Consider the following 22,320-nt stretch of genomic DNA (forward strand, 5'->3'; position numbering starts at 1 on the left):
CCCGGCATCAACAGGGGCATCAACCCCGGCACCGGCGCCGATCGCGGGCGCCCGGCGCAGGTTGTCGCCGCGCCCGGTCCCGGTGAACCGGCGCAGGAGACCGCCGGCCACCGAGCCGATACCAGGGCCAGAAGCAGAGGTAGCAGCAGTGGTGACGGACGAGGAACCGACCCCGGCTGAGGAGATGGACGACGTGAGTACCAAGGACGAGAAGGCAGGATCGGGCCCTGTTGCGGGCTCTGTAGCGGGCTCTGGGGCCGCCGAAGCCGAGCAGGCCGGTACGACGGACGCCGGTGCGGAGACGGGTTCGGGTTCGGGTTCGACCGCGACCGCCACGAAGACGGGCCGGGCGAAGACCGCCGCGGAGATCGTCGCCGAGCAGAAGGCCCGCGAGAAGGCGGCCGCAAGTGCTGCTGCTGGTTCGGGTGCTGGTTCAGGTGCCGGTTCGGGTGCTGGTGGGGGTGCGACCGACTCGGAGGAGGCCGCGCCGAAGCCTGCCGGCGACGGCACTGGTCCGGCCGAGACCTCGGTGACGAAGCCGGTCGGGCGGGTGTCCGCGGCGTCAGCCGGTGCATCCGGCAACAAACCGCCGACCGGCCGGACCGCGGTCAGCTCGGGCAAGGGTTCGTCGGGTAAGGGTTCGTCAGGCCGGGGCCAGCAGGCGTTGAGCTCGGTGGGTTCCGGCGTACGCAAACTGCGGAACCTGATCGCATCGCTGATCTGGCTGATCGCCGTTCTCGCCGCCGCCGTGCTGGCGCTCGGTGCGCTGTTCACCGCGCTCGACCAGACCAACCAGAGCAACGAGATCGTGCGCTGGATCCTCGAGCGCGGACACGACCTGGTCGGCCCGTTCAAGGACCTGTTCCGGCTCGAGACCGCGAAGAACACGCTCCTGGTGAACTGGGGGATCGCGGCCCTGGTCTACCTGATCGCCGGCAAGATCATCGAGCGCTTCGTCCGTCCGTAGGCTTCGCCACGAGGATGAGATCGAGAGATTCGTCCAGCGTGCCTGGGCGGATCTCGAAGTCGGCGGCGGTGGTGGTCCGGACGAGGGTGCTGAGCCCGGCGTCCCATTCGTCGTACGGCGATGCGAGCTGTGCGTCCACGCAGGAGCCGTGCTGACCCTCCCACGTCCGTAGGCGGTCGCCGTGGTGGAGGCCGAGAGCGTGGGTGATCTCGAAGTGTGGTTCGAGGAGCTCGGTGAACTCGGCGGCGGTCAGTTCGCGGGTGTGGTACCAGTTGCCGCTCGGGAAGGTCAGGCGGTTCGGCGTACTCAGGACGACGGTGCCTGCCGGCCCGACGATGCGCGCACACTCGGCGACGAACCGCGGCTGCTCCCAGAGATGCTCGATCGTCTGCATCGACGTGACCAGGTCGAAGGAACTGTTCGCGTACGGCGTCTGCACCAGGTTGCCGCGAACCACGGTGATCTGTGGATAGACCCGGCGTACGTGCTCGAGAGTCGCGGTTTCGTAGTCGAGACCAGCCACGAAGCCCGCGCCTGCCGACCGGAGTAACTCGGCGCCGTACCCTTCACCACATCCCGCGTCGAGTACGCGTCCTCCGGCCGGCAGGTTGGCGATGATCCACCGGTAAGCGGCGTCATGACGCGCGAACCAGTAGTTCTCATGCCAGATCCCCGGTGCGGTCCGCTCCCCGGTCAGCTGCAACGTCTCCATCACAGCTGCCACCCTAGGAGCTCCGGTGGATCAGTGCTTCTTCTTGGTGTCGTCGAGGCCCTGGACCTCGATCTGTTCCTTGCGGACGGTGTCGGAGACCTGCTCCTCGCCGCGGACCGTCTCGGTCTCGAGGCCGACGCGTTCGACCGGCACGGTCTCCTTCGCGACCACCACCCGCTCCTCGTGCAGGACGACCTCGCGATCCTCGTCGCCGATCGCGGCGTCGCCACGCCGTCCGTCACCTTCGGCCAGCGGCTCGCGAACCACGTGAACCTCTTCATGGCTCACCGGCACGGTGACCTGCTGCTCCTCGGTCACGACGTACTTGTGCAGGCTGACCCGACCGGACTCGACCGTCTCGGTCCCGGCCCGCAACTGCTCCTCGGACCGAATCATGCTCTGATCGCCGTTCTGCTGGCCGCTCTCGGTATCGCGATGCTTACCACCGGCCTGCTGGCCCATCTGCTGGCCACGGGTCTGCTGCGGCAACCGCAGTCCGTAGTACTGGTAGAGCTGCGATGCCTCCTGCTCGGACAGGTGTCCGCCGGCGTCGACGCGCGGTGCTTCCTTGATCTTCGACTTCGTCGGCGCGAGATGGAGGCCATCGCCCTCGACGTGCGCACCGGCGAGCGGGACGAACGTGTGCTTGGTGCCGAACATCCCCGTGTTCACCGTCACCCACTCCGGCTGTCCGGTGGTGTCGGAGGTATACAGATTCCCGACCGACCCGACCTTGTCGCCGGCTCCGTCGTACGCCGTCTCGCCGACAACCTTCTCGATTCCTTGCATGGTCATTGCGATCAACCCCGTGTGTTGTTTGCGGTGAGCAACTAACACCCGACGGGTACCCGACGGGTGATCGGCCAAACGCTCTGGGTGATCGTCCCGTCCGGATCGGTGCGGATCACGGTCGGATAGCCTGAGGGCGCGCCGGGGGTGTGATGGGGCTCGCACGTGGCTTATGTTTCTCGCGAGTAACATCCGTGGCAGGCTGGGCAGAGACCGTTAACCAGAAGGGGTCCCACACGCTATGAAGATCGTCGTCTGCGCGAAGTTCGTGCCGGATGCCACGGCGGACCGTCGGTTCCGCTCCGAGGACAACACGGTGGACCGCGCCGGGGTCGACGGGCTGCTGTCGGAGCTGGACGAGTACGCCGTCGAGACTGCCCTGACCGTGAAAGAAGCCGGCGATGCCGAGGTGACGGTGCTGACCGTTGGCCCGGAGCAGGCGGCGGACGCGGTGAAGAAGGGCCTGCAGATGGGCGCCGACGCCGGTGTCCACGTGATCGACGACGGGATCCACGGCTCCGACGCGGTCGCGACCTCGCTGATCCTGGCGAAGGCGCTGGCCAAGCTCGAAGCGGACCTGATCGTGTTCGGGATGGGCTCGACCGACGGCGGCATGGGTGTCGTGCCGGCGATGGTGTCGGAGCGGCTCGGGCTGCCGGCGGTGACGCTGGGTTCGGAGGTGACCGTCGACGGGCAGACCGTCCGGATCCGCCGTGACGGCGACACCGCGAGCGAGACGATCGAGGGCACGCTGCCGCTGGTGCTGTCGGTGTCCGACCAGGCCAACGAGCCGCGGTACCCGTCGTTCAAGGCGATCATGGCCGCGAAGAAGAAGCCGGTCGAGACCTGGTCGCTGACCGACCTGGAGATCTCCCCCGAGCAGGTGGGTGGCGCGAGTGCGTGGACCGAGGTGGTCGAGGTGACCGCCCGTCCGCCGCGCAGCGCCGGCACGATCGTTACCGACGACGGTAGTGGTGCCGCTCAGCTCGTCGAGTTCCTGTCCACCAACAAGTTCCTCTGAGGGGCGATCAGTTCATGTCGAACGTTCTGGTTCTCGTTGACCACACCGCGGGCACTGTCCGCAAGACGACCGCCGAGCTCCTCACGATCGCGCGGCGGCTGGGTGAGCCGGTCGCGGTCTTCATCGGCGAGGGTGTGCAGGACGCACTGCCCGCGCTCGGTCAGTACGGCGCGACCAAGGTGATCGCGCTGACGAATCCGGACCTCACGCAGTACCTGGTCGCTCCGAAGGCCGAGGCGCTGCAGCAGGTCGCGGCGAAGATCGAGCCGTCGGCGATCCTGATCTCGTCGAACGCCGAGGGCAAGGAGATCGCGGCCCGGCTGGCGGTCAAGCTGGAGTCCGGGCTGATCACCGACGCGGTCGACGTTCAGGCCGGTCCGGTGACCACGCAGTCCGTGTTCGCGGGCAACTTCACCGTGAAGGCGAAGGTCACCCACGGCACGCCGATCATCACGGTCAAGCCGAACGCCGCCACGCCGGAAGCGGCGGAGACCTCGCCGGAGGTGGAGGAGTTCGACGTGACGATCTCCGACGCCGCCAAGACCGCGCGGATCACCGACACCAAGCCGCGCGAGGCGACCGGTCGCCCGGAGCTGACCGAGGCCGCGATCATCGTGTCCGGCGGACGTGGCACCGGTGGCAACTTCGGACCGATCGAAGCGTTCGCCGACTCGCTCGGGGCCGCGGTGGGCGCGTCGCGTGCGGCCGTCGACTCCGGCTGGTACCCGCACGCGTACCAGGTTGGCCAGACCGGCAAGACGGTGTCGCCGCAGCTGTACGTCGCGGCCGGTATCTCCGGCGCGATCCAGCACCGCGCCGGCATGCAGACCTCGAAGACGATCGTCGCGGTCAACAAGGACGAGGAAGCCCCGATCTTCGAGCTGGTCGACTTCGGCGTCGTCGGCGACCTCCACAAGGTCCTCCCCGCCGCCACCGAAGAGGTCACCAAGCGCAAGGGCTGACGCCTGCCGTCCGGGTCCCCACAGTGGGGCCCGGGCGGTCTCATTTCTGGTCGGATGCGTGGGAACAAGCTCGGCGGACATACCCTTGAAACTGTTATGACTTCTTCCGAGCGGCGCGTGGTGTATCTGGATCACGCGGCGACGACTCCGATGCTCCCGGCCGCGATCGAGGCGATGACCTGTCACCTCGGGCGGACCGGCAACGCGTCGTCGCTGCACGGCTCCGGCCGGGCGGCCCGGCGGACGGTGGAGGAATCGCGCGAGACGATCGCCGCGGCGCTCGGGGCACAGCCCAGTGAGGTCGTGTTCACCTCCGGCGGTACCGAGGCGGACAACCTCGCACTGAAGGGCCTGTGGTGGGCCCGGCTGGCCGAGGATCCCCGCCGGCGCCGGATCCTGCTGAGCGGTATCGAGCATCACGCCGTGCTCGATCCGGCCATCTGGCTGGGCCAGCACGAGCAGGCCGAGATCGAGTGGCTTCCGGTCGACGGCCTCGGCCGGGTGCGGCCGGACGACGTACGCCGGGCCATCGAGAGCGATCCCGGGTCAGTGTCGTTCGTCACGCTGATGATGGCCAACAACGAGGTCGGCACGATCCAGCCGATCCGTGCGGTCGCGGAGATCGCGCAGGAGTACGGCGTACCCGTGCACACCGATGCGGTCCAGGCGATCGGGCAGGTGCCGGTGGACTTCGCCGAGCTGGGTGTCGACGCGATGACCGTCTCGGCTCACAAGCTCGGCGGGCCGTACGGGATCGGTGCGCTCGTTGTGCACAAGGAGACCAAGCTGACGCCGATCCTGCACGGTGGTGGGCAGGAGCGCGACGTACGGTCCGGCACGCTGGACACACCCGCGACGGCCGGGTTCGCAGCGGCCGTCGACCACGCGATCAAGCATCAGGCGGACGAGGCGGCCCGGCTGACGGAGTTGCGGGACGCCCTCATCGACGGCGTGGTGAGTACCGTCGAGGGCGCTCAGTTGTCGGGCGATCCGACCGACCGCTTGCCCAACAACGCACACTTGTCCTTCAGCGACTGCGAGGGTGACTCGCTGCTCCTGCTGCTGGACGCGCGCGGGATCGAGGTCTCGACCGGCTCCGCCTGCAACGCCGGGGTTGCCGAGCCGAGCCACGTGCTGCTTGCGATGGGGTACGACGACCAGCGCGCCCGTGGGTCGCTGCGGTTCACCCTTGGACACACGACCACAGCCGCTGACATCGACGCCGTACTGACGAACATCGGACCGGTCGTGGAGCGGGCGAAGTCCGCCGGTCTGCAGAACGTAGGAAGGAATCACTGATGCGGGTACTCGCAGCCATGTCCGGCGGGGTCGACTCCGCCGTCGCGGCGGCGCGGATGGTCGAGGCCGGGCACGACGTGGTCGGAGTGCACCTGGCCCTGAGCCGGAACCCGCAGTCGTACCGCAGCGGCGCGCGCGGCTGCTGCACGATCGAGGACTCCCGCGACGCACGCCGGGCCGCGGACGTGATCGGCATCCCGTTCTACGTCTGGGATCTGGCCGAGCGGTTCCACGCCGACGTGGTCGAGGACTTCGTCAGTGAGTACGCCGCCGGCCGCACGCCGAACCCGTGTCTGCGCTGCAACGAGAAGGTCAAGTTCAGCGCCGTGCTCGAACGGGCGCTCGCCCTCGACTTCGACGCGGTCGCGACCGGGCACTACGCGCGGATCGTGGACGCGCCGTCAGGTCGGGAGCTGCACCGCGCTGTCGATCCGGCCAAGGACCAGTCGTATGTGCTGGGAGTCCTGACCCAGCAGCAGCTCGCGCACGCGTTCTTCCCGCTCGGTGACACGGTCAAGACCGAGGTGCGGGAAGAGGCGGAGCGCCGTGGATTGTCCGTTGCCGCCAAGCCGGACAGCCACGACATCTGCTTCATTGCCGATGGCAACACTCCGGGCTTCCTGAGCCAGCAGCTCGGCGAGGCGCCGGGTGACATTGTCGATGCCCAGGGCAACAAGCTCGGCGAGCACAAGGGCACGCACGGTTTCACCGTCGGTCAGCGCAAGGGCCTGAAGATCGGTACGCCGGCGGCCGACGGCAAGCCGCGGTTCGTGCTGGACATCAGCCCGGTGGATCGCACGGTGACGGTCGGTTCACGCGAGGAGCTGGCGGTCTCGCATCTGACCGCGTCGAAGCCACGCTGGTGTGGTCCGGCGCCCGCGTCGGAGCTGAACGTCAAGGCCCAGTTGCGTGCACACGGCGAAGAGGTCGCTGTGACGGCCAGGCTCGAGGGCGACGAGGTGCACGTGGCCTTCAACGAGGCGACGGCCGCGGTCGCGCCAGGTCAGGCAGTGGTGCTGTACGACGGGACGCGGGTGATCGGATCGGCGACGATCGACACGGTCGCGCGCGTGGCGGCGCAGCACGCATGACGACTACCGGTCTGGGTTCACTGCCGGGAGACGACATTCGCGAGTGGACCAAGGTCCTGCTCGAGGCGGTGGACATCCCGTTCCTGGCTGAGCTGCCGGTCCGTCCGTACGGCGACATGGTGAGCCGGGCGGTCGCCGTACTGACTGAGCTGGCCGCGGATCTGCAGCCGGCCGGGTGGCGGCTGACCGGGGGGACTGACCCGCGGGCGAGTCTGGATCAGCGGCGGGCGCGGTCGTTGCTGGCTGAGGACATGGATGTGGTCGAGGAGTTCGCGGACGGGTACAGCGGGCCTTTCAAGGTGCAGCTGACCGGGCCGTGGACGCTGGCGTCTACTGTCGAGCTGCCGCGCGGGGACAAGGTTCTGGCCGACTATGGCGCTCGGCGGGACCTGGCTGAGGCACTGGCGATGGGGCTGGCGGACCACGTGGCCGAGCTGCGGCGGCGGGTGCCTGGCGCGGAGGTCGTCGTACAGATCGATGAGCCTGCGCTGCCTGCTGTGTTGGCTGGGGCTGTTCCGACTGCATCTGGCTGGAGTAAGCACCGGTCGGTGGATGGGCCGGGTGCGGTTGAGTTGTTGAGTCTTGTCACTACTGCGGCACCTACAGTCGTCCATTGCTGTGCTGCGCGGCCGCCGATCGAGGTGTTCACCAAGTCTGGTGCGACTGGGATGGCTGTGGACGTCTCGCTGCTCAACAACGCCGCCTGGGATCAGATTGCGATCGCGGTGGAGGCTGGAACCACGCTGTACGCCGGTCTCATCCCTACGACGGGCGCATTGCCGAATCCGGAGCAGGCCGCGGACCCGCTGGTTCGTCGGTGGCGAGAGCTCGGGCTGGACCCGGAGTTCTTGAAGCAGGTCGTGATCACGCCCGCCTGTGGGCTCGCTGCCGCACCGTCGCCGGCCGACGCACGGACCCGCCTGGAACTGTTGCGCCGTACCGCAGATGCAGTCGCCGAAGGTGCGGAGAACAGCTAAAACGTCGGTGCCGCCCCCACATCGCCGCCGGAGGCGGCTCATCTTTCCTTCCTGAAATGTCCGTGGCGCCTTGTAGATTCTGCTTATGAGCGAGGAGATTGCGGAAGTTCGGGCTCGGCATGCGGCGTTGAGCAAGGAGATCGAGGAGCACCGGGAGCGGTACTACCTGGCTACCTCGACCATCTCGGACGCGGACTTCGACGCGCTGATGCACGAGCTGCAGGCGATCGAGGAGAAGTACCCCGAGCTGCGGACGCCGGACTCACCGACGCAGAAGGTCGGCGTTCCGATCTCCACGCTGTTCACCCCCAAGCAGCACCCGACCCGGATGGAGAGCCTGGGAAACGCGTTCTCCGCCGAGCAGATGGAGGCGTGGGCCAAGCGTCTGGAGCGCGAGGTTACGCTCCAGCAGATCCACGACAGCGGGTTCATCTGCGAGCTGAAGGTCGACGGGCTCGCGCTCGACCTGGTGTACGAGGACGGCAAGCTGGTCAGCGGTGCCACCCGCGGCGACGGCCGGACCGGTGAGGACGTCACGCTCAACGTCCGCACGATCAAGAGCATCCCGAACGAGCTGACCGGCCAGGACCTGCCGTCGTTCCTGGAGGTCCGCGGCGAGGTCTACTTCCGGGTCGAGGACTTCGAGGAGCTGAACGCGCACCTGGTCGAGGCGGGCAAGGACCCGTTCTCGAATCCACGCAACAGTGCGGCCGGATCGCTGCGGCAGAAGGATCCGCGCGTGTCCGCGACCCGCCCGCTGCGCTTCGTCGTCCACGGTCTGGGCCGGGTGGACGGATATCACGTCAGCCGGCTGTCATCGGCGTACGAGCAGTTCAAGGCTTGGGGTCTGCCGGTCAGTGACCGGGCTCGCAAGGTCGAGACGCTTGATCAGGTCAACGAGTTCATCGCGTACTACGGCGAGAACCGGCACTCGGTCGACCACGAGATCGATGGTGTCGTGGTGAAGGTGGACGAGGTCGACCTGCAGCGCGCGTTGGGGTCCACGTCGAGCGCGCCGCGCTGGGCGATCGCCTACAAGTACCCGCCGGAGGAGGTCACCACCAAGCTCCTCAGCATCGAGGTCAACGTCGGCCGCACCGGTCGAGTCACTCCGTACGGCGTGATGGAGCCGGTCCGCGTCGCCGGGTCGACTGTCGAGTTCGCGACCCTGCACAACGCGCGCGAGGTCGAGCGCAAGGGTGTGTATCCGGGCGACACCGTCGTACTGCGCAAGGCCGGTGACGTCATCCCGGAGATCCTCGGCCCGGTGATCGAGCTGCGGCCCAAGGACGCTAAGCCGTGGGTGATGCCGACGAACTGTCCGTCCTGCAACACGGTGCTGCGGCCGATGAAGGAGGGCGACATCGACATCCGTTGCCCGAACACCCAGGCGTGTCCGGCGCAGTTGCGCGAGCGGCTGTTCCATCTGGCCGGGCGATCGGCGTTCGATATCGAGGTGCTGGGGTTCAAGGCGGCGGATGCGCTGATCGGCGATGGGCTGATCACCGACGAGGGCGATCTGTTCGGGCTGACCGAGGAAGACCTGGCGCGGAGTTCGTTCTTCACGACCAAGGCCGGAGCGCTGTCGGCGAACGCTCATCGCCTGATCGCGAACCTCGAGCAGGCCAAGACGCAGCCGCTGTCGCGTGGGTTGGTCGCGCTGTCGATCCGGCACGTCGGGCCGACCGCGGCGCAGGCACTCGCGGCCGTGTACGCGGACATCGACGCGGTTCGCGCGGCGAGCGAGGAAGAGCTGGCGGAGATCGAGGGTGTCGGGCCGACGATCGCGTGGGCGGTGATCGAGTGGTTCGAGGTCGACTGGCACGAGGCGATCGTCGACAAGTGGAAGGCCGCCGGCGTCGAGCTGCACGCGGACCGCACCGGACCGACCGTGGAGCAGACCCTGACCGGGCTCTCGGTCGTCGTGACCGGGACGGTCGAAGGATTCAGCCGCGACGAGGCGACCGAGGCGATCGTGTCGCGTGGCGGCAAGGTCGCGTCCTCGGTGTCGAAGAAGACGTCGTTCGTGGTGGTCGGTGACTCACCGGGATCCAAGTACGACAAGGCTGTGCAGCTCGGCGTACCGATCCTGGACGCGGCCGGGTTCCAGGTGCTGTTGGACCAGGGCGCGGAGGCCGCGGCGGACGTGGCGACGACCGGGGATCCTGAGCAGGCCTGAGCGCGTCGTAGCTCGGTGAGTCCGGCGGCTTGACTGAGCCGCCGGACTGTTAGCTTTGCACGTCGAGACGTGGGTCAAAAGGAGCGAATATGACGACGCCGCCGCAGGGACCGTGGGGTCCTGGGCAGCCGGGGGGCCAGCCAGGCGGGCAGCAAGGGGGACAGGGCGGCCAGCCGCAACAGCCGCCGCAGCAGGGCGGGTGGGGGCAGCAGCCTCCGAGCCAGGGTGGGTGGGGTCAACGGCCCCAACAACCGGCCCAACAACCGGCTCAGCAACCGGCTCAACAGCCACCGCAGCAGGGTCAGCCGCCGCAGCAAGGGCAGCAGCCGCCGCAGCAGGGTGGTTGGGGTCAGCGCCCGCAGGCGGGTCAGCCCGCGCAGGGTCAACCGCCCTCGCAGCCGGGTGGTTGGGGTCAGCGCTCCACGCAGCAGCAAGGCGGTCCGTACCAGCAGCAGTCGTGGGGTCAGCAGGGGCAGCCACAGGGCGGCTGGCAACAGCAGCACCAGCAGCAGGGCGGACAGCCCGGGTGGCAGCAGGGCGGTCCTGGTGGCGGTTCCAAGGGTCCTGGCGGGATCAGCAAGGACAAGATGCCGCTGGTGATCGGTGGCGGTGTGGTCGGCATCGTGCTGATCGGTCTGCTGGTCTTCCTCGGTATTCACGCGTTCGGCGGCAAGGACGAGCCGGAGTCCAACAACCCGACCACCACGCAGCCGTCCGGTAACCCGAGCGAGGGTGGCGGGGACAACGGCGAGCTCGGCAACGCGACCGGTCAGGCGAAGACCGCGACCGAGAAGCTGCAGGGCATCGGCTACGGCTGCAGCGATCTGTTCAACACCACCCAGGGTGCGCAGCGCGGGTGCTTCAAGTACGACGGCGCCACCGAGGCCGAGGCGGTGTTCCAGTTCCAGCCCGACGGCACGATCATCGGCGTACGCCTGATCTCGAAGAACCAGGACAACGTCAACAACGCCAAGGTCACCTTCGACGCGCAGCTTCAGGCGCTCGGCAACGACACCATCGGCGGTGACCCGGTCAAGAAGGTCCAGGACGCGGTCAGCAACGGCCAGAAGGACCAGAAGGTCGGCACCGAGTGGGGCGAGTTCCAGCTGAGCAACGACGGTGACCTGGTCGAGCTGACCGGCCGCAAGTCCGGTGCGGACTCGTACGACCTGCCGAAGAAGACGTTCCAGACGACGCAGGCCCAGCTGGTGACGGTGCTGAAGTCGAAGAAGTACGTCTGTACGGCGTCCTGCCTCAAGACGGTCGGCCGGTCCGGCCAGCAGCGCGTGTACATGTACGGCAGCCAGGGCGAAGGCCTGAAGGTGGTCGACATGAGCGGTTCCGGCGATCCGTCCGACGTGAAGAACACGCTGACGTCCGCCATGAACGACGTGTTCGCGAGCCTGAAGGGCCCGGATGTCGGAGCGCTGCAGGCGTACATCAAGGCCCACTCCGACGGCAAGTCGTACGCTTCTTATGTGGCCGGTTGGCGGGTCGAGATCACGGTCAACGGCTCGGACAGCTACGCCTCGCAGGAGGTCAACATCACCTACGAGTCGTTCTACGTCTGATCTGGCGCTGGGGCAAACACGAGGAGTGGCTGGATGAAGTTCCCCCGGGAGAAGCGGGATTCACGCGACGTGGTCGCGCCACCCCCGGAGGCTGTTCGGCGCGTCGACGGTGGTGGGGCCTGGGGTCCCACCCAGTTCGATCTGCCGGACCGGGGCGGAAGCAACAGCCAGGCCATCCTGATCGTGATCCTGGTCGGCGTGGTCGTGCTGCTGATCATCGCCGGCCTGTGGACCCTCGCCTACTTCCAGTACACGTAGAAAGGACCGCTCCCCGGCTTACCGGGGAGCGGTCCTTGTCTGTCTGTCGTCAGGCGCTGGCGCGGATGGTGACGGCCAGGGAGGCGAGGTAGCTCAGGCGGGCGACCTCGGAGCCGAGGAACTCGGGCCCGCCACGGCGGCCGATGACCAGGATCCGGCGGTCGGACTCCAGCGGCGCCGCGACCAGCACCGACTCGGACAAACCCTTGTGATCCGGCGCTTCCAGCGTCGTCGCCTTCTCCATCGGCAGCCACTGAGCGGCCTTCTCGCCGAACTCGGGCGTGGCGCTGGTCTCCAGCGCGACCTTGACCTCGCTACCGGTGCCGTCCAGCAACACGGCCCAGTCGGCGTGCAGCACGGCCGGCGACTGCTCGACCAGAATGTCGATCGCGTCCATCGGGGCCGAGGTCATCTGCTCGACGGCCTCGAGATCCATGTGCAGTCCGCCGCCGGCGCCGTACCGCGAGAACCAGATCACTTCGACGTCCTCGACGCTGTTGCAGGCCGAGACGAGGCGGTCGGGCAGCACGCCGGGGGGCAGGTCGACCACGATGTCGTCGACGGCGGTGCCGTTCTCGCGCCGGTGCTCGACGATCTCGATCGCGTGGATGTCGGCGTTCACCTCACCGAGGGCGGTCGCCACGGTGCCGAGCGAACCAGGCCGGTCCGGGATGATCAATCGCAGCAGGAACACCGAACGATCATCTCCCAGCCGATCACCATGCGCGTAACGCCCTGTCGCCGCCAATGTTACAGAGCGGAACGCGAAGACACGCCCGGCCCTTCCAGCAACTGAACTCACCACGGTCACGACCCGCTTGTCCACAGCCCGGGGGACAAGGACACGAGACTGTCATTCCCGCCTACTAGGATGGCTCGGGTGCCACTAGAAACCTGTGGCTCCATCGGCAACTTTGCAAGCATTGGACAGTTCATGCCTTCGATTACCCGCGAAGAGGTTGCGCACCTGGCGCAACTGGCGCGGATCGAGCTCAGCGACGCCGAGCTCGACCACCTCGCGCCACAGCTCGACCAGATCATCACCCTGGTCGGGCAGGTCAGCCAGGTGGCCGCGGACGACATTCCGCCGACCTCACACGCCCTGCCGCTGACCAACGTGATGCGCCCGGACGAGAATGTTCCGTGCCTCACACCCGAGCAGGCGCTCTCCGGCGCGCCGGCCGTGGAGGAGCAGCGCTTCCGGGTGCCGCGGATCCTGGAGGAGGACTGATGTCTGACCTCACTCGCAAGACCGCGGCCGAGCTCGCGGAGTTGATGACGTCCGGCCAGGCCAGTTCGGTCGAGGTCACGCAGGCGCATCTGGACCGGATCGCCGCCGTCGACGGTGACGTGCACGCGTTCCTGCATGTCGACACCGAGGGCGCGCTGGCGCAGGCCGCTGCCGTGGACGCGCAGCGCGCGGCGGGCGAGACGCTCGGCCCACTGGCCGGTGTCCCGCTCGCGCTGAAGGATGTGCTGACCCAGGAGGGTGTGCCGACGACAGCCGGTTCGAAGATCCTCGAGGGCTGGAAGCCGCCGTACGACTCGACGGTCGTGCAGCGGCTCAAGGCGGCCGGCATCGTGATCCTCGGCAAGACCAACATGGACGAGTTCGCCATGGGCTCCTCCACGGAGAACTCGGCGTACGGGACGACCCACAACCCGTGGGACCTGAGCCGGATCCCCGGTGGTTCGGGAGGTGGGTCCTCGGCCGCGATTTCGGCGTACGAGGCGCCGCTTGCCATCGGCACCGACACCGGCGGCTCGATCCGGCAGCCCGGTGCGTTCACCGGGACGGTCGGTGTGAAGCCGACGTACGGCGGGACCTCGCGGTACGGGCTGATCGCGCTGGCGTCGTCGCTGGACACGCCTGGGCCGTGTGCGCGGACGACGCTGGATGCGGCGTTGCTGCACGAGGTGATCGCCGGGTACGACCCGATGGACTCGACGTCGATCAACCAGCCGGTCCCGGCCGTGGTTGCGGCGGCGCGCAACGGCGACGTCACCGGTCTGCGGATCGGTGTGGTCAAGGAGCTCGGCGGTGAGGGATACCAGCCGGGTGTCGAGGCGCGCTTCCACGAGGCGGTCGAGCTGCTCACCAAGCTCGGCGCCGAGGTGGTCGAGGTCTCGTGTCCGCACTTCGAGTACGCGCTGCCGGCGTACTACCTGATCCTGCCGAGCGAGGCGTCGTCCAACCTCGCCAAGTTCGACGCGATGCGGTACGGGCTGCGCGTCGGTGACGACGGCACGAACAGCGCCGAGCGGGTGACGAGCCTGTCCCGCGAGGCGGGCTTCGGCGCCGAGGTGAAGCGCCGCATCATCCTCGGCACGCACGCGTTGTCGAGCGGGTACTACGACGCCTACTACGGGCAGGCGCAGAAGGTGCGGACGCTGATCGCCCGCGACTTCGAGAAGGCCTACGAGCAGGTCGACGTGCTCGTCTCACCGGCGACGCCGACGACGGCGTTCGCGATCGGCGACCGGATCAACGACCCGATCGCCATGTACAAGAACGACCTCTGCACGATCCCGTCCAACCTGGCCGGCAACGCCGCGGCGTCGTTCCCGTGCGGCCTGGCCGACGAGGACGGGCTGCCGGTCGGCTTCCACGTGATGGCGCCGGTCCTGCGCGACGACCTGTGCTACACCGTCGGTGCCGCGCTGGAGTCCGCGCTGGCCGACCAGTGGGGTGGCGTGCTGATGACCAAGGCTCCGGAGCTGGAGGTGACCCGATGACCGCAGACGTTCTCGAGATTTCTGACGCGCTGTCGCAGTACGACCCGGTGATGGGCCTCGAGGTCCACGTCGAGCTGAACACCAGGTCGAAGATGTTCTGCGGCTGCAAGACCGAGTTCGGCGCGGAGCCGAACACGCAGACCTGTCCGGTCTGCCTCGGTCTGCCCGGTGCCCTGCCGGTGATGAACCGGCGCGGCGTCGAGTCCGCGATCAAGATCGGCCTCGCGCTGAACTGCGAGATCGCCGAGTGGTGCCGGTTCGCCCGGAAGAACTACTTCTACCCGGACATGCCGAAGAACTTCCAGACCTCCCAGTACGACGAGCCGATCGCGTTCAACGGGTGGACCGAGGTAGTCGTCGACGGTGAGGTCTACCGGATCGAGATCGAGCGCGCCCACATGGAGGAGGACACCGGCAAGTCCACTCACGTCGGTGGCGCGACCGGCCGGATCCACGGCGCGTCGCACTCGCTGGTCGACTACAACCGGGCCGGCATCCCGCTGATCGAGATCGTCACCAAGACCATCGAGGTGCCGGGGGACAAGGCCGCCGCGGTGGCGCGCGCGTACGTGAGCATGCTGCGTGACCTGGTGCTCGCGCTCGACGTCTCCGACGGCCGGATGGACCAGGGGTCGCTGCGGTGTGACGCGAACGTGTCGCTGAAGCCGCGCGGGTCCAGCGTTCTGGGCACGCGGACCGAGACGAAGAACGTGAACTCGTTCCGTTCGGTCGAGCGCGCGGTCACGTACGAGATCACGCGGCAGGCTGCGGTGCTGGCCGCGGGCGGGAAGATCGTCCAGGAGACCCGGCACTGGCACGAGGACACCGGGATCACGACGTCCGGCCGGTTGAAGTCCGACGCGGAGGACTACCGGTACTTCCCGGAGCCCGACCTCGTCCCGATCGCGCCGTCGCGCGAGTGGGTCGAGGAGATCCGCGCTTCGCTGCCCGAGGTGCCGTCGCTGCGACGGGTCCGGCTGCAGGAGGAGTGGGGTTTCACCGATCTCGAGATGCGCGACGTCGTCAACGGCAACGCCCTCGAGCCGATCATCGCGACCGTCGAGCTCGGGGTCAGCCCGGCGGCGGCCAAGAAGTGGTGGCTGGGTGAGCTTGCCCGCGCGGCCAACGAGTCGGGTCAGGACCTCGACGCGCTCGGTGTCGGCCCGGCCGAGGTTGCCTCGGTGCAGAAGCTGGTCGACGACGGTTCGCTGAACGACAAGCTCGCGCGGCAGGTGTTCGACGGTCTGCTCAAGGGCGAAGGGACCGTCGACGCGATCATCGCGGCCCGCGGCCTTGCCCTGGTCTCGGACGACTCGGCGCTGATCGAGGCGATCGACCGGGCCATCGCGGCCAACCCGGACGTGGTCGAGAAGGTCAACTCCGGGAAGCCGGCCGCGGCCGGTGCACTGATCGGCGCCGTCATGAAGGACATGCGTGGACAGGCGGACGCGGCGAAGGTCCGCGAGCTGCTGAACGCGAAGCTCGGTATCTGACCGTCCGGGCCCCAGGGTGGTTTCACCTGGGGCCCGGAACTGTCAGGCTGCGTGCTTTTCGTCGTTCTTTTCATCCAGCTCTGGCTCGACCCCGCCGTCGCTGACGTCGGCGAGCAGGCTTTGGGCGACGGCGAGATCCTCGGCTGGGCAGCGGACCTCGAACCGGGTCGGTACGACCTCGGTGGTGACGGCATCCGGGCGGTTCCGGACGAGGCCGCGGAACAATCCCCACAGTGCGCCGACGAGTACGCCGTACACGAAGCCCCAGACGGCGACGGCCAGACCGTTGAGTGTCGTCTCGGCCACGAGCGTGACGAAGATCGCGGCGAGAACGCCGAGGAGTGCGCCCTGCAGCGCGGACACGCCGGCGAGTCGCGCGACCGGGACGGCCCGCTGTCTCTCGGACTGCCGGAGCTCGGCGCCGACCACCTCCAGGCTCGCCGCATCCATCCCGTAACTTCGCAGATAGCCGACCGTCGCCCGAGCATCGTCGAAGCTGCTCACTGACGCGATCACACTGCTGGGAACGGGCACCTGGCCGGTTGGCATACCGATCTCCTCCTGAGGTCGTGGGACTCTCTCCACAAGTACCAGACGACCGAAGGGCTGAAACGGTTGGCAAGTGGTCTACTGCCGGCTGACCGTGATCCGGAGGATGCGGTCGTCGCCCTTCTTCGCGTCGCCGCGGCCGTCCCGGTTCGACGTGGTCAGCCACAGGGAGCCGTCGGGGGCGAGCTCGACGGTGCGCAAACGCCCGTACTGGTTGGTGAAGAACGCCTGTGGCTCGCCGACTCGCTTGCCGTTGGCAACGGGAATCGCCCAGAGCCGCTGGCCCCTGAGTGACGCCATGAAGATGTGTCCCTGGGTAAACGCGATGCCCGACGGCGATGCGTCGGTCGTGGGCCACTGGGCGATCGGGTCGGTCATGCCGTCGAGCCCGCTGATCCCCTCGGCGGCCGGCCAGCCGTAGTTGTTGCCGGGCTGGATCGCGTTGAGCTCGTCCCACGTGTTCTGGCCGAACTCCGCCGCGTACAACTGACTCCCGTCGAAGGCGAGACCCTGCACGTTGCGGTGTCCCTTGGTGATCCACACGCGCCCGTCCGGGTTCCCAGGCGCCGCCTTGCCCTCTGTGGTGATGCGCAGGATCTTGCCACCGAGCGACCCGTCGTCCTGCGAGTTCGGCTGATCCGCGCCGTCGCCGGTCCCGGCGTACAGAAACCCGTCCGGCCCGAACCGCAACCGCCCACCGTTGTGGATCGCCGCCTCCGGAATCCCCTCCAGGATCACCTGCTGATCCGACAACTTGCCGTCCTGGTAGGTGATCCGGGCAATCCGGTTGTCGTCCTTACCGGAGTAGTAGACGTAGATGTACGGCCGACCCGGATACCCAGGATCCACCGCCAGCCCGAGCAACCCACCCTCGGACGACGCATTCACATCCTCCACTTCGCCGACGTCACTCACCGAGCCATCAACGATCCGCTTGATCTTCCCCGAATCCCGCTCAGCCACCAACGCACTCTGATCCGGCAAAAACCCCAACCCCCAAGGCACCTCAATCCCCGTAGCGACGGTAGAAGCCACCGCCACCTTCACAGTCCCCGCAACCGCGCTCGTCGTACTTGGCGCGGACGTAGTCCCCGAACTAGTAGGCGTGTCCTCAGAACAACCAGCCACCAACGCCAACGCAGCAACCATCACCACACCCCGACCCAGCACGCCATCTCCTCCAGTAGCCCTGCCCCAAAACTATCCGCCGACGCCAGCCCGCCCCTGCATTGCAGCTATTGACATTGAGGTCGCCCGATCGCCGACCGTAGTCTGCTCAGGCTCGGGGACGCCTATCTCAGCAAGGAATTCACATGCGCACACGCCTGCTAGCCGTGGCATTGACCGCCGCGGTGGCCGCCATCGTCCTCCCGACGACGGCGTACGCCGCCCCGGCGCCGATCACCGATGCGAATCTCAAGACCCTGGATCCCACCAGCGCGTGTGTCCGCGGAGCGGCTCGGCCCGTCGTCAACGGACTGCACCCGCGCCTGCAAGCCTTCGTACCCAGTGACGGCACCTCGGCGTCGGTGCAGTTCCGCGTCACGAACACAGCCGACGGCACAGAGATCTTCACCGGCGAGAGCTCTCAGAAGCTGACTGGCACGTGGTATGAGCCGGGGCTCGCGCCGAACCTGGTCGACGCCACCACGTATGCATGGCAGGCCCGAGTCGTGAACAACACCGGTACGTCGGCCTGGTCCAACCCGTGTGAGCTGACTGTCGACATCGTCCGGCCGAACTCACCCGACCTCACCGTCAGCCCAGGCCCGTACAAGGTCGGCCAGCAGATCACGCTGACGTTCGGGAACGCGGGCTCCACGGACGTCGTCGACTACGGCTACTCCCTCGGCACCGACGAGCCAACCGGTCACGTGGCTGTCTGCCCCGGCAAGGTGAAGCTCAAGCTGACGTCGTCGGGTCCGACCACGATCAAGGCGTGGGCGTTCGACCGGGCCGGCAACCGGAGCGCCGGGCCGACCGAGGTCCGGATCTCAGTCGGGTCGTGACGGACTGGGGTGCGGAGTGGTGGCTCCGCACCCCGCTCGTACGGCCGGAATGACTTCGGTGGCGAGTAGTTCGAGGGAGTGCATGGCGGTGTTGTGGGACATGGTGGGTAGGCGGAGCCAGTGGGCGAAGTGGGTGAAGTTGGTTGCTTTGTGGAGGGTTATTAGGCGGGCGGTGATGTCGGCTGGGGTGCCTACCAGGTAGTCGTCGCGGTTCAGGGGTGGGGGTTCGGTGGCGCCGTACGAGGCGATTTCGCCTTCTAGGTAGGCGATTCCGGGGGCGGCGTCGGACCAGGCTTGGTCGGGGTTTCGGCTACGTGCATGATGCCGGTGCAGAGGAGGGGTGGGGGAGTTTCGACTACCTCGTCGAGGAGAGTCCGGCGGGCGATGAGGTCGGCGGGGGTGGCGCAGTAGATGATGATGCCGTCGCCGATGCTGGCGGCCCGGCGGAGGCCTGCGGCGGTTACGCCGGCTGCGTAGATGGGGATGGTGCCGTGAGGGCGTGGGGTCACGCCGAGCTCGCCGGCCCAGGCCTGCCGGATCGTCGCGACGCCGTCCGACAGGAGTGCGCCGCGGCGGCGGCGGTCGGCGCCGAAGGCGGCGAACTCTCGTTCTGAGTAGCCCTGGCCGACGCCTAGGACGAAGCGGCCGCCGGAGACGAGGTCTAGTACGGCGGCGTCCTCGGCGACTCGGAGTGGGTGGTGCAGGGGCAGGACGACGACGTTGGTGCCGATCCGGATTCGCTCGGTCCGTGCGGCCAGGATCCCTGCCATCACCAGCGGCGACGGCAGGATCCCGTCCGGGGCCAGGTGGTGCTCGGACAGCCAGGCCGTGTCGAAACCGAGCCGATCGGCAAGTACGACCTCGTCGATCCGCTCGGCCGAGTAGCCGGCGCCTTCCTGCCGGACGTCCACCAGTACCCCGAACTCGACGGTCACCGCTTCACCTTCACCCGTCGAGCTCGGGTCGGTCCAATGCCGATCTGGCGACTAGTTCATGCGCGGGGCGTATGTCAGCTTTGCCAGGTGGGGCGGAGGGGGAAGTGGGCGTTGGCTTCGTCGTCCAGTTTTACGGCCAGGACCTGGTGGAGTTGGGTGTTGTTGCGTTCGAAGCCGACTCGGCAGGCGGCCAGGTAGAGGCCCCAGATCTTGGCGGTGCCGGGGCCTACCTCGGCGAGGGCCTCGTCCCAGTGGGCTACGAGGTTTTCGGACCAGGCTGCCAGGGTGAGGGCGTAGTGCTCGCGGAGGTTCTCCTCGTGGCGGACCTCGAAGCCGGCGTCCTGGGCCTCGGCGATGATCCGGCCGGAGCCGATCAGTTCACCGTCCGGGAAGATGTAGCGGTCGATGAACGCACCCGTGGACCGGAAGCGGTTGTCCGGCCGGGTGATGCTGTGGTTCAGCAGTCGGCCGCCCGGCTTCAGGCGGTCCAGCAGGAAGCCGAAGTACGACGGGTAGTTGCGGACGCCGATGTGTTCGGTCAGGCCGATCGAGCTGATCGCGTCGAAGTCCCGCTCGGGCACATCGCGGTAGTCGAGGAACCGCACCTCGGCCTTGTCCTCCAGCCCCTCCCGCTTGATCGCCGCAGAAGCCCACTCGGCCTGCGCCGCGGACAAGGTGACGCCGAGCGCGGTCACGCCGTACTCGCGGGCCGCGTGACGGACCATGCCACCCCAGCCGCAGCCGACGTCGAGGAGACGCATCCCGGGCTTGAGGTCGAGCTTCCGCGCGACCAGGTCGTACTTCTCGTGCTGCGCCTCTTCCAGCGTTGCATCCACTGAGGGATAGACCGCGCAGGTGTAGGTCATCGACGGCCCGAGGACCCACTCGTAGAAGGTGTTCGACACGTCGTAGTGGTGGTGGATCGCGGCCTTGTCGCGGGCCTTCGAGTGCCGGAACCCCTCGAACGTACGACGCCACTTCGGCAGGTGCTCCTGCGGCGGGGGAGGCGGCGGCTTCAGGTGACTCCAGCCGAGCCCGCGGACGATCCGAAGTGCCTCGGTCGGCGTCGGGCGCTCGAAGTGCACCTGGTTGAGGATCATCCGCATCAGCTCGTACGGGTTGCCTGGGTGCGTGCCGGTGATCTCCAGGTCGCCCATCACGTACGCGCGAACCAGGCCGAGGTCACCGGGTGCCGTGAGTACGTAGGACAGGCCACGCTCGGTGGCCAGATGCATGTGGATCGGCGAGTCCTCCGGGCCCGTCGCGCTGCCGTCGTACGCCGTGAACCGGAACGGCAGCCCGTCCGGCGTCACCGTCGTGAGTGCGTCAGCGATCGAAACCTGGGTCGCGAGCGTGGTCATCGCCGCGTCACCGCCTTCTCGTAGAGTCCAGTAAGCCGGGCGTTCGGGTCGTAGCGTTGTTTCACCTCGGTCAGGGCCGGGACGTTGTAGAGTCGGTCGAACGTGTCACGGTCGTAGTACGCGTCGGAGTACAGCGATTTGTGCCCGCCGAACTCGGTCACGGCCGCCTCGATCCGGCGGTTGACGTCGCCGTCGGCGGCGCCGTCGGCGATTGCCACGGTCCCCCAGAAGCCGACGTTCACGTACGTCTCGCCGGGCTTGAGCGGATAGAGCGGCCAGGCCTCGGAACCACGCAGCCGCAGCGGACACAGCCACACCGGCCGCATCCCCACTTCGGCGTCGAACCAGCGCAGGAACCCGGCCAGCCGGTCGACCGGGATCTCCACGTCCTGGACGACCCGTTCGCGATCCGGCCGGCCCCGGCGCCGGTTGATCCGCGCGGCAACCTGATGCCGGTTCTCGAAACCGACGATCTTGTGGAACACGTCGCTGCGGCGGTAGCGCGACGGCCAGAGCCGCCGTACGACCGGGTTCTGCGCGCCGAACGCACCGGAGCACCAGAACCAGTCGGTGTCCCAGCGCCAGAGGTAGTCGTGTGCGGTGAGGAAGTCCTCCTGCCGCTGCTGGATCGAGCGGTAGTAGACCTGCTGGCCCGTGTAGTCGCTGGTCCGCACGGCGGCATCGCTGTTGCGGCCGAGGGTGAGATAAGCCTCCGACGGGGTGAACGCGACCCCATCGACGAAGTGCACCGGCGAGCCGTCATATGTGCCGGAGGCAACGATCTCCTCGATCGCGGGAGCCAGCTCGTCGAGGCCGAGGCGGACGTGCCGGAGTGCGACGTACGGCGAGATCTTGTCGAGCTCGATCGTCAGCCGGGTCGCGTAGCCGAGCGTGCCGTAGGAGTTCGGGAACATCCGGAACAGGTCGGCGTGGTCGCCCTCGGGCCTCGCGGTCACCAGGTCACCGGCGCCGGTGAGGATGTCGAGCTCCAGCACGGACTCGTGCGGCAGACCGGCCCGGAACGACGAGGACTCGATGCCGAGCCCGGTCACCGCGCCGCCGAGCGTGATCGTCTTCAGTTGCGGCACGACCATGGGGGTCAGCCCGTGCGGGAGCGTCGCCGCGACCAGGTCCTCGTACGTGCACATGCCTTGGACATCCGCGGTCCGCGCGACCGGATCGACGCTGATCACGCCGGTGAGCTTCGACACGTCCAGGCCGGGCCGCTCGATCTCGGTCCGCGGGCGGAAGAGGTTCGAACTGCGCTTGGCCAGCCGGACCGGATCACCGGCGGGAATGCGCTGATACGACTCGCGCAACCGCCCTACGGCCTGGTCATGCTCGAGCGTCCCCGCCAGATCCGATGTCGAAGGCACCGATCAAGAGTACGACGACGCCCGGGATCTGGCAT

The 22,320-nt window shown here is 67.9% G+C and carries 22 protein-coding genes; 13 read left to right on the plus strand and 9 right to left on the minus strand.

All coding sequences use genetic code 11. The annotated features are described in order from the left end of the window. Window positions 1-151 precede the first annotated feature (151 nt). The gene (locus ACWF4Z_RS07620; RefSeq protein ID WP_452242149.1) at window positions 152-967 is read left to right on the plus strand and encodes a hypothetical protein; all 816 of its coding nucleotides are present in this window, start codon (window positions 152-154) and stop codon (window positions 965-967) included. Here ACWF4Z_RS07620 and ACWF4Z_RS07625 read toward each other — a convergent pair. Together ACWF4Z_RS07625 and ACWF4Z_RS07630 are read right to left on the minus strand one after the other, a co-directional pair. After that, window positions 942-1,679: a methyltransferase domain-containing protein gene (locus ACWF4Z_RS07625; RefSeq protein WP_452242329.1), complete on the minus strand. Its 738-nt coding sequence runs from the start codon at window positions 1,677-1,679 to the stop codon at window positions 942-944. The genes ACWF4Z_RS07620 and ACWF4Z_RS07625 overlap by 26 nt on opposite strands. A gap of 30 nt (window positions 1,680-1,709) precedes the next feature. Further along, window positions 1,710-2,474, minus strand: a complete 765-nt coding sequence (locus tag ACWF4Z_RS07630; protein WP_452242150.1) for a DUF2382 domain-containing protein — start codon at window positions 2,472-2,474, stop codon at window positions 1,710-1,712. Window positions 2,475-2,709: 235 nt separating this feature from the next. Here ACWF4Z_RS07630 and ACWF4Z_RS07635 point away from each other — a divergent pair, with 235 nt between their 5' ends. From ACWF4Z_RS07635 to ligA, 6 genes are all read left to right on the plus strand, one after another. Then, complete coding sequence (locus ACWF4Z_RS07635; RefSeq protein ID WP_452242151.1) at window positions 2,710-3,489, plus strand: electron transfer flavoprotein subunit beta/FixA family protein; 780 nt, start codon at window positions 2,710-2,712, stop codon at window positions 3,487-3,489. Window positions 3,490-3,503: 14 nt separating this feature from the next. Next, window positions 3,504-4,451, plus strand: a complete 948-nt coding sequence (locus tag ACWF4Z_RS07640; RefSeq protein WP_452242152.1) for an electron transfer flavoprotein subunit alpha/FixB family protein — start codon at window positions 3,504-3,506, stop codon at window positions 4,449-4,451. Window positions 4,452-4,547: 96 nt separating this feature from the next. Further along, entirely contained in the window at window positions 4,548-5,750 is a 1,203-nt protein-coding gene (locus ACWF4Z_RS07645; protein WP_452242153.1) for a cysteine desulfurase family protein, read from the plus strand. Beyond that, the gene (gene mnmA / locus ACWF4Z_RS07650) at window positions 5,750-6,841 is read left to right on the plus strand and encodes a tRNA 2-thiouridine(34) synthase MnmA (RefSeq protein WP_452242154.1); all 1,092 of its coding nucleotides are present in this window, start codon (window positions 5,750-5,752) and stop codon (window positions 6,839-6,841) included. Before ACWF4Z_RS07645 ends, mnmA begins: the two co-directional genes overlap by 1 nt. Further along, complete coding sequence (locus ACWF4Z_RS07655; protein WP_452242155.1) at window positions 6,838-7,818, plus strand: methionine synthase vitamin-B12 independent; 981 nt, start codon at window positions 6,838-6,840, stop codon at window positions 7,816-7,818. Before mnmA ends, ACWF4Z_RS07655 begins: the two co-directional genes overlap by 4 nt. Window positions 7,819-7,903: 85 nt before the next feature. Next, entirely contained in the window at window positions 7,904-9,997 is a 2,094-nt protein-coding gene (gene ligA / locus ACWF4Z_RS07660; protein WP_452242156.1) for an NAD-dependent DNA ligase LigA, read from the plus strand. A gap of 74 nt (window positions 9,998-10,071) precedes the next feature. Here the strand turns inward: ligA and ACWF4Z_RS07665 are convergent, their stop codons facing one another. Then, window positions 10,072-10,500, minus strand: coding sequence for a hypothetical protein (locus tag ACWF4Z_RS07665; RefSeq protein WP_452242157.1), 429 nt, complete (start codon window positions 10,498-10,500; stop codon window positions 10,072-10,074). A gap of 84 nt (window positions 10,501-10,584) precedes the next feature. Here ACWF4Z_RS07665 and ACWF4Z_RS07670 point away from each other — a divergent pair, with 84 nt between their 5' ends. Together ACWF4Z_RS07670 and ACWF4Z_RS07675 are read left to right on the plus strand one after the other, a co-directional pair. After that, on the plus strand, window positions 10,585-11,568 hold the full coding sequence (locus tag ACWF4Z_RS07670; protein ID WP_452242158.1) for a hypothetical protein: 984 nt from the start codon (window positions 10,585-10,587) through the stop codon (window positions 11,566-11,568). A gap of 33 nt (window positions 11,569-11,601) precedes the next feature. Next, entirely contained in the window at window positions 11,602-11,826 is a 225-nt protein-coding gene (locus ACWF4Z_RS07675) for a hypothetical protein (protein ID WP_452242159.1), read from the plus strand. Between the two features lie 49 nt (window positions 11,827-11,875). Here the strand turns inward: ACWF4Z_RS07675 and ACWF4Z_RS07680 are convergent, their stop codons facing one another. Continuing rightward, a complete protein-coding gene (locus ACWF4Z_RS07680; RefSeq protein WP_452242160.1) occupies window positions 11,876-12,520 on the minus strand; it encodes an ACT domain-containing protein in 645 nt (214 codons plus the stop codon). A gap of 240 nt (window positions 12,521-12,760) precedes the next feature. Between ACWF4Z_RS07680 and gatC the strand changes: the two genes are divergently transcribed. The 3 genes from gatC to gatB are packed head-to-tail and all read left to right on the plus strand — an operon-like array spanning window position 12,761 to window position 16,055. Then, window positions 12,761-13,057: an Asp-tRNA(Asn)/Glu-tRNA(Gln) amidotransferase subunit GatC gene (gene gatC / locus ACWF4Z_RS07685; protein WP_452242161.1), complete on the plus strand. Its 297-nt coding sequence runs from the start codon at window positions 12,761-12,763 to the stop codon at window positions 13,055-13,057. Continuing rightward, on the plus strand, window positions 13,057-14,562 hold the full coding sequence (gene gatA / locus ACWF4Z_RS07690; protein ID WP_452242162.1) for an Asp-tRNA(Asn)/Glu-tRNA(Gln) amidotransferase subunit GatA: 1,506 nt from the start codon (window positions 13,057-13,059) through the stop codon (window positions 14,560-14,562). The genes gatC and gatA overlap by 1 nt, the downstream gene beginning before the upstream one ends. Next, window positions 14,559-16,055, plus strand: coding sequence for an Asp-tRNA(Asn)/Glu-tRNA(Gln) amidotransferase subunit GatB (gene gatB / locus ACWF4Z_RS07695; protein WP_452242163.1), 1,497 nt, complete (start codon window positions 14,559-14,561; stop codon window positions 16,053-16,055). Before gatA ends, gatB begins: the two co-directional genes overlap by 4 nt. Window positions 16,056-16,097: 42 nt before the next feature. Here gatB and ACWF4Z_RS07700 read toward each other — a convergent pair whose 3' ends face one another. Both ACWF4Z_RS07700 and ACWF4Z_RS07705 read right to left on the minus strand, forming a co-directional pair. Beyond that, on the minus strand, window positions 16,098-16,604 hold the full coding sequence (locus ACWF4Z_RS07700; protein ID WP_452242164.1) for a general stress protein: 507 nt from the start codon (window positions 16,602-16,604) through the stop codon (window positions 16,098-16,100). Window positions 16,605-16,682: 78 nt separating this feature from the next. After that, entirely contained in the window at window positions 16,683-17,753 is a 1,071-nt protein-coding gene (locus tag ACWF4Z_RS07705; RefSeq protein WP_452242330.1) for a PQQ-dependent sugar dehydrogenase, read from the minus strand. Between the two features lie 164 nt (window positions 17,754-17,917). Between ACWF4Z_RS07705 and ACWF4Z_RS07710 the strand changes: the two genes are divergently transcribed. Next, window positions 17,918-18,613 (plus strand): hypothetical protein, encoded by a 696-nt coding sequence (locus ACWF4Z_RS07710; RefSeq protein ID WP_452242165.1) that lies wholly within the window; start codon window positions 17,918-17,920, stop codon window positions 18,611-18,613. Window positions 18,614-18,870: 257 nt separating this feature from the next. Here the strand turns inward: ACWF4Z_RS07710 and ACWF4Z_RS07715 are convergent, their stop codons facing one another. The 3 genes from ACWF4Z_RS07715 to ACWF4Z_RS07725 form a co-directional block, all read right to left on the minus strand. Continuing rightward, on the minus strand, window positions 18,871-19,548 hold the full coding sequence (locus tag ACWF4Z_RS07715) for an LLM class flavin-dependent oxidoreductase (protein WP_452242166.1): 678 nt from the start codon (window positions 19,546-19,548) through the stop codon (window positions 18,871-18,873). Between the two features lie 74 nt (window positions 19,549-19,622). After that, a complete protein-coding gene (locus tag ACWF4Z_RS07720; protein ID WP_452242167.1) occupies window positions 19,623-20,909 on the minus strand; it encodes a class I SAM-dependent methyltransferase in 1,287 nt (428 codons plus the stop codon). Beyond that, a complete protein-coding gene (locus tag ACWF4Z_RS07725) occupies window positions 20,906-22,285 on the minus strand; it encodes an FAD-binding oxidoreductase (protein ID WP_452242168.1) in 1,380 nt (459 codons plus the stop codon). The genes ACWF4Z_RS07720 and ACWF4Z_RS07725 overlap by 4 nt, the downstream gene beginning before the upstream one ends. Window positions 22,286-22,320 lie beyond the last annotated feature (35 nt).

Source organism: Kribbella sp. NPDC055071 (genome assembly GCF_053608045.1).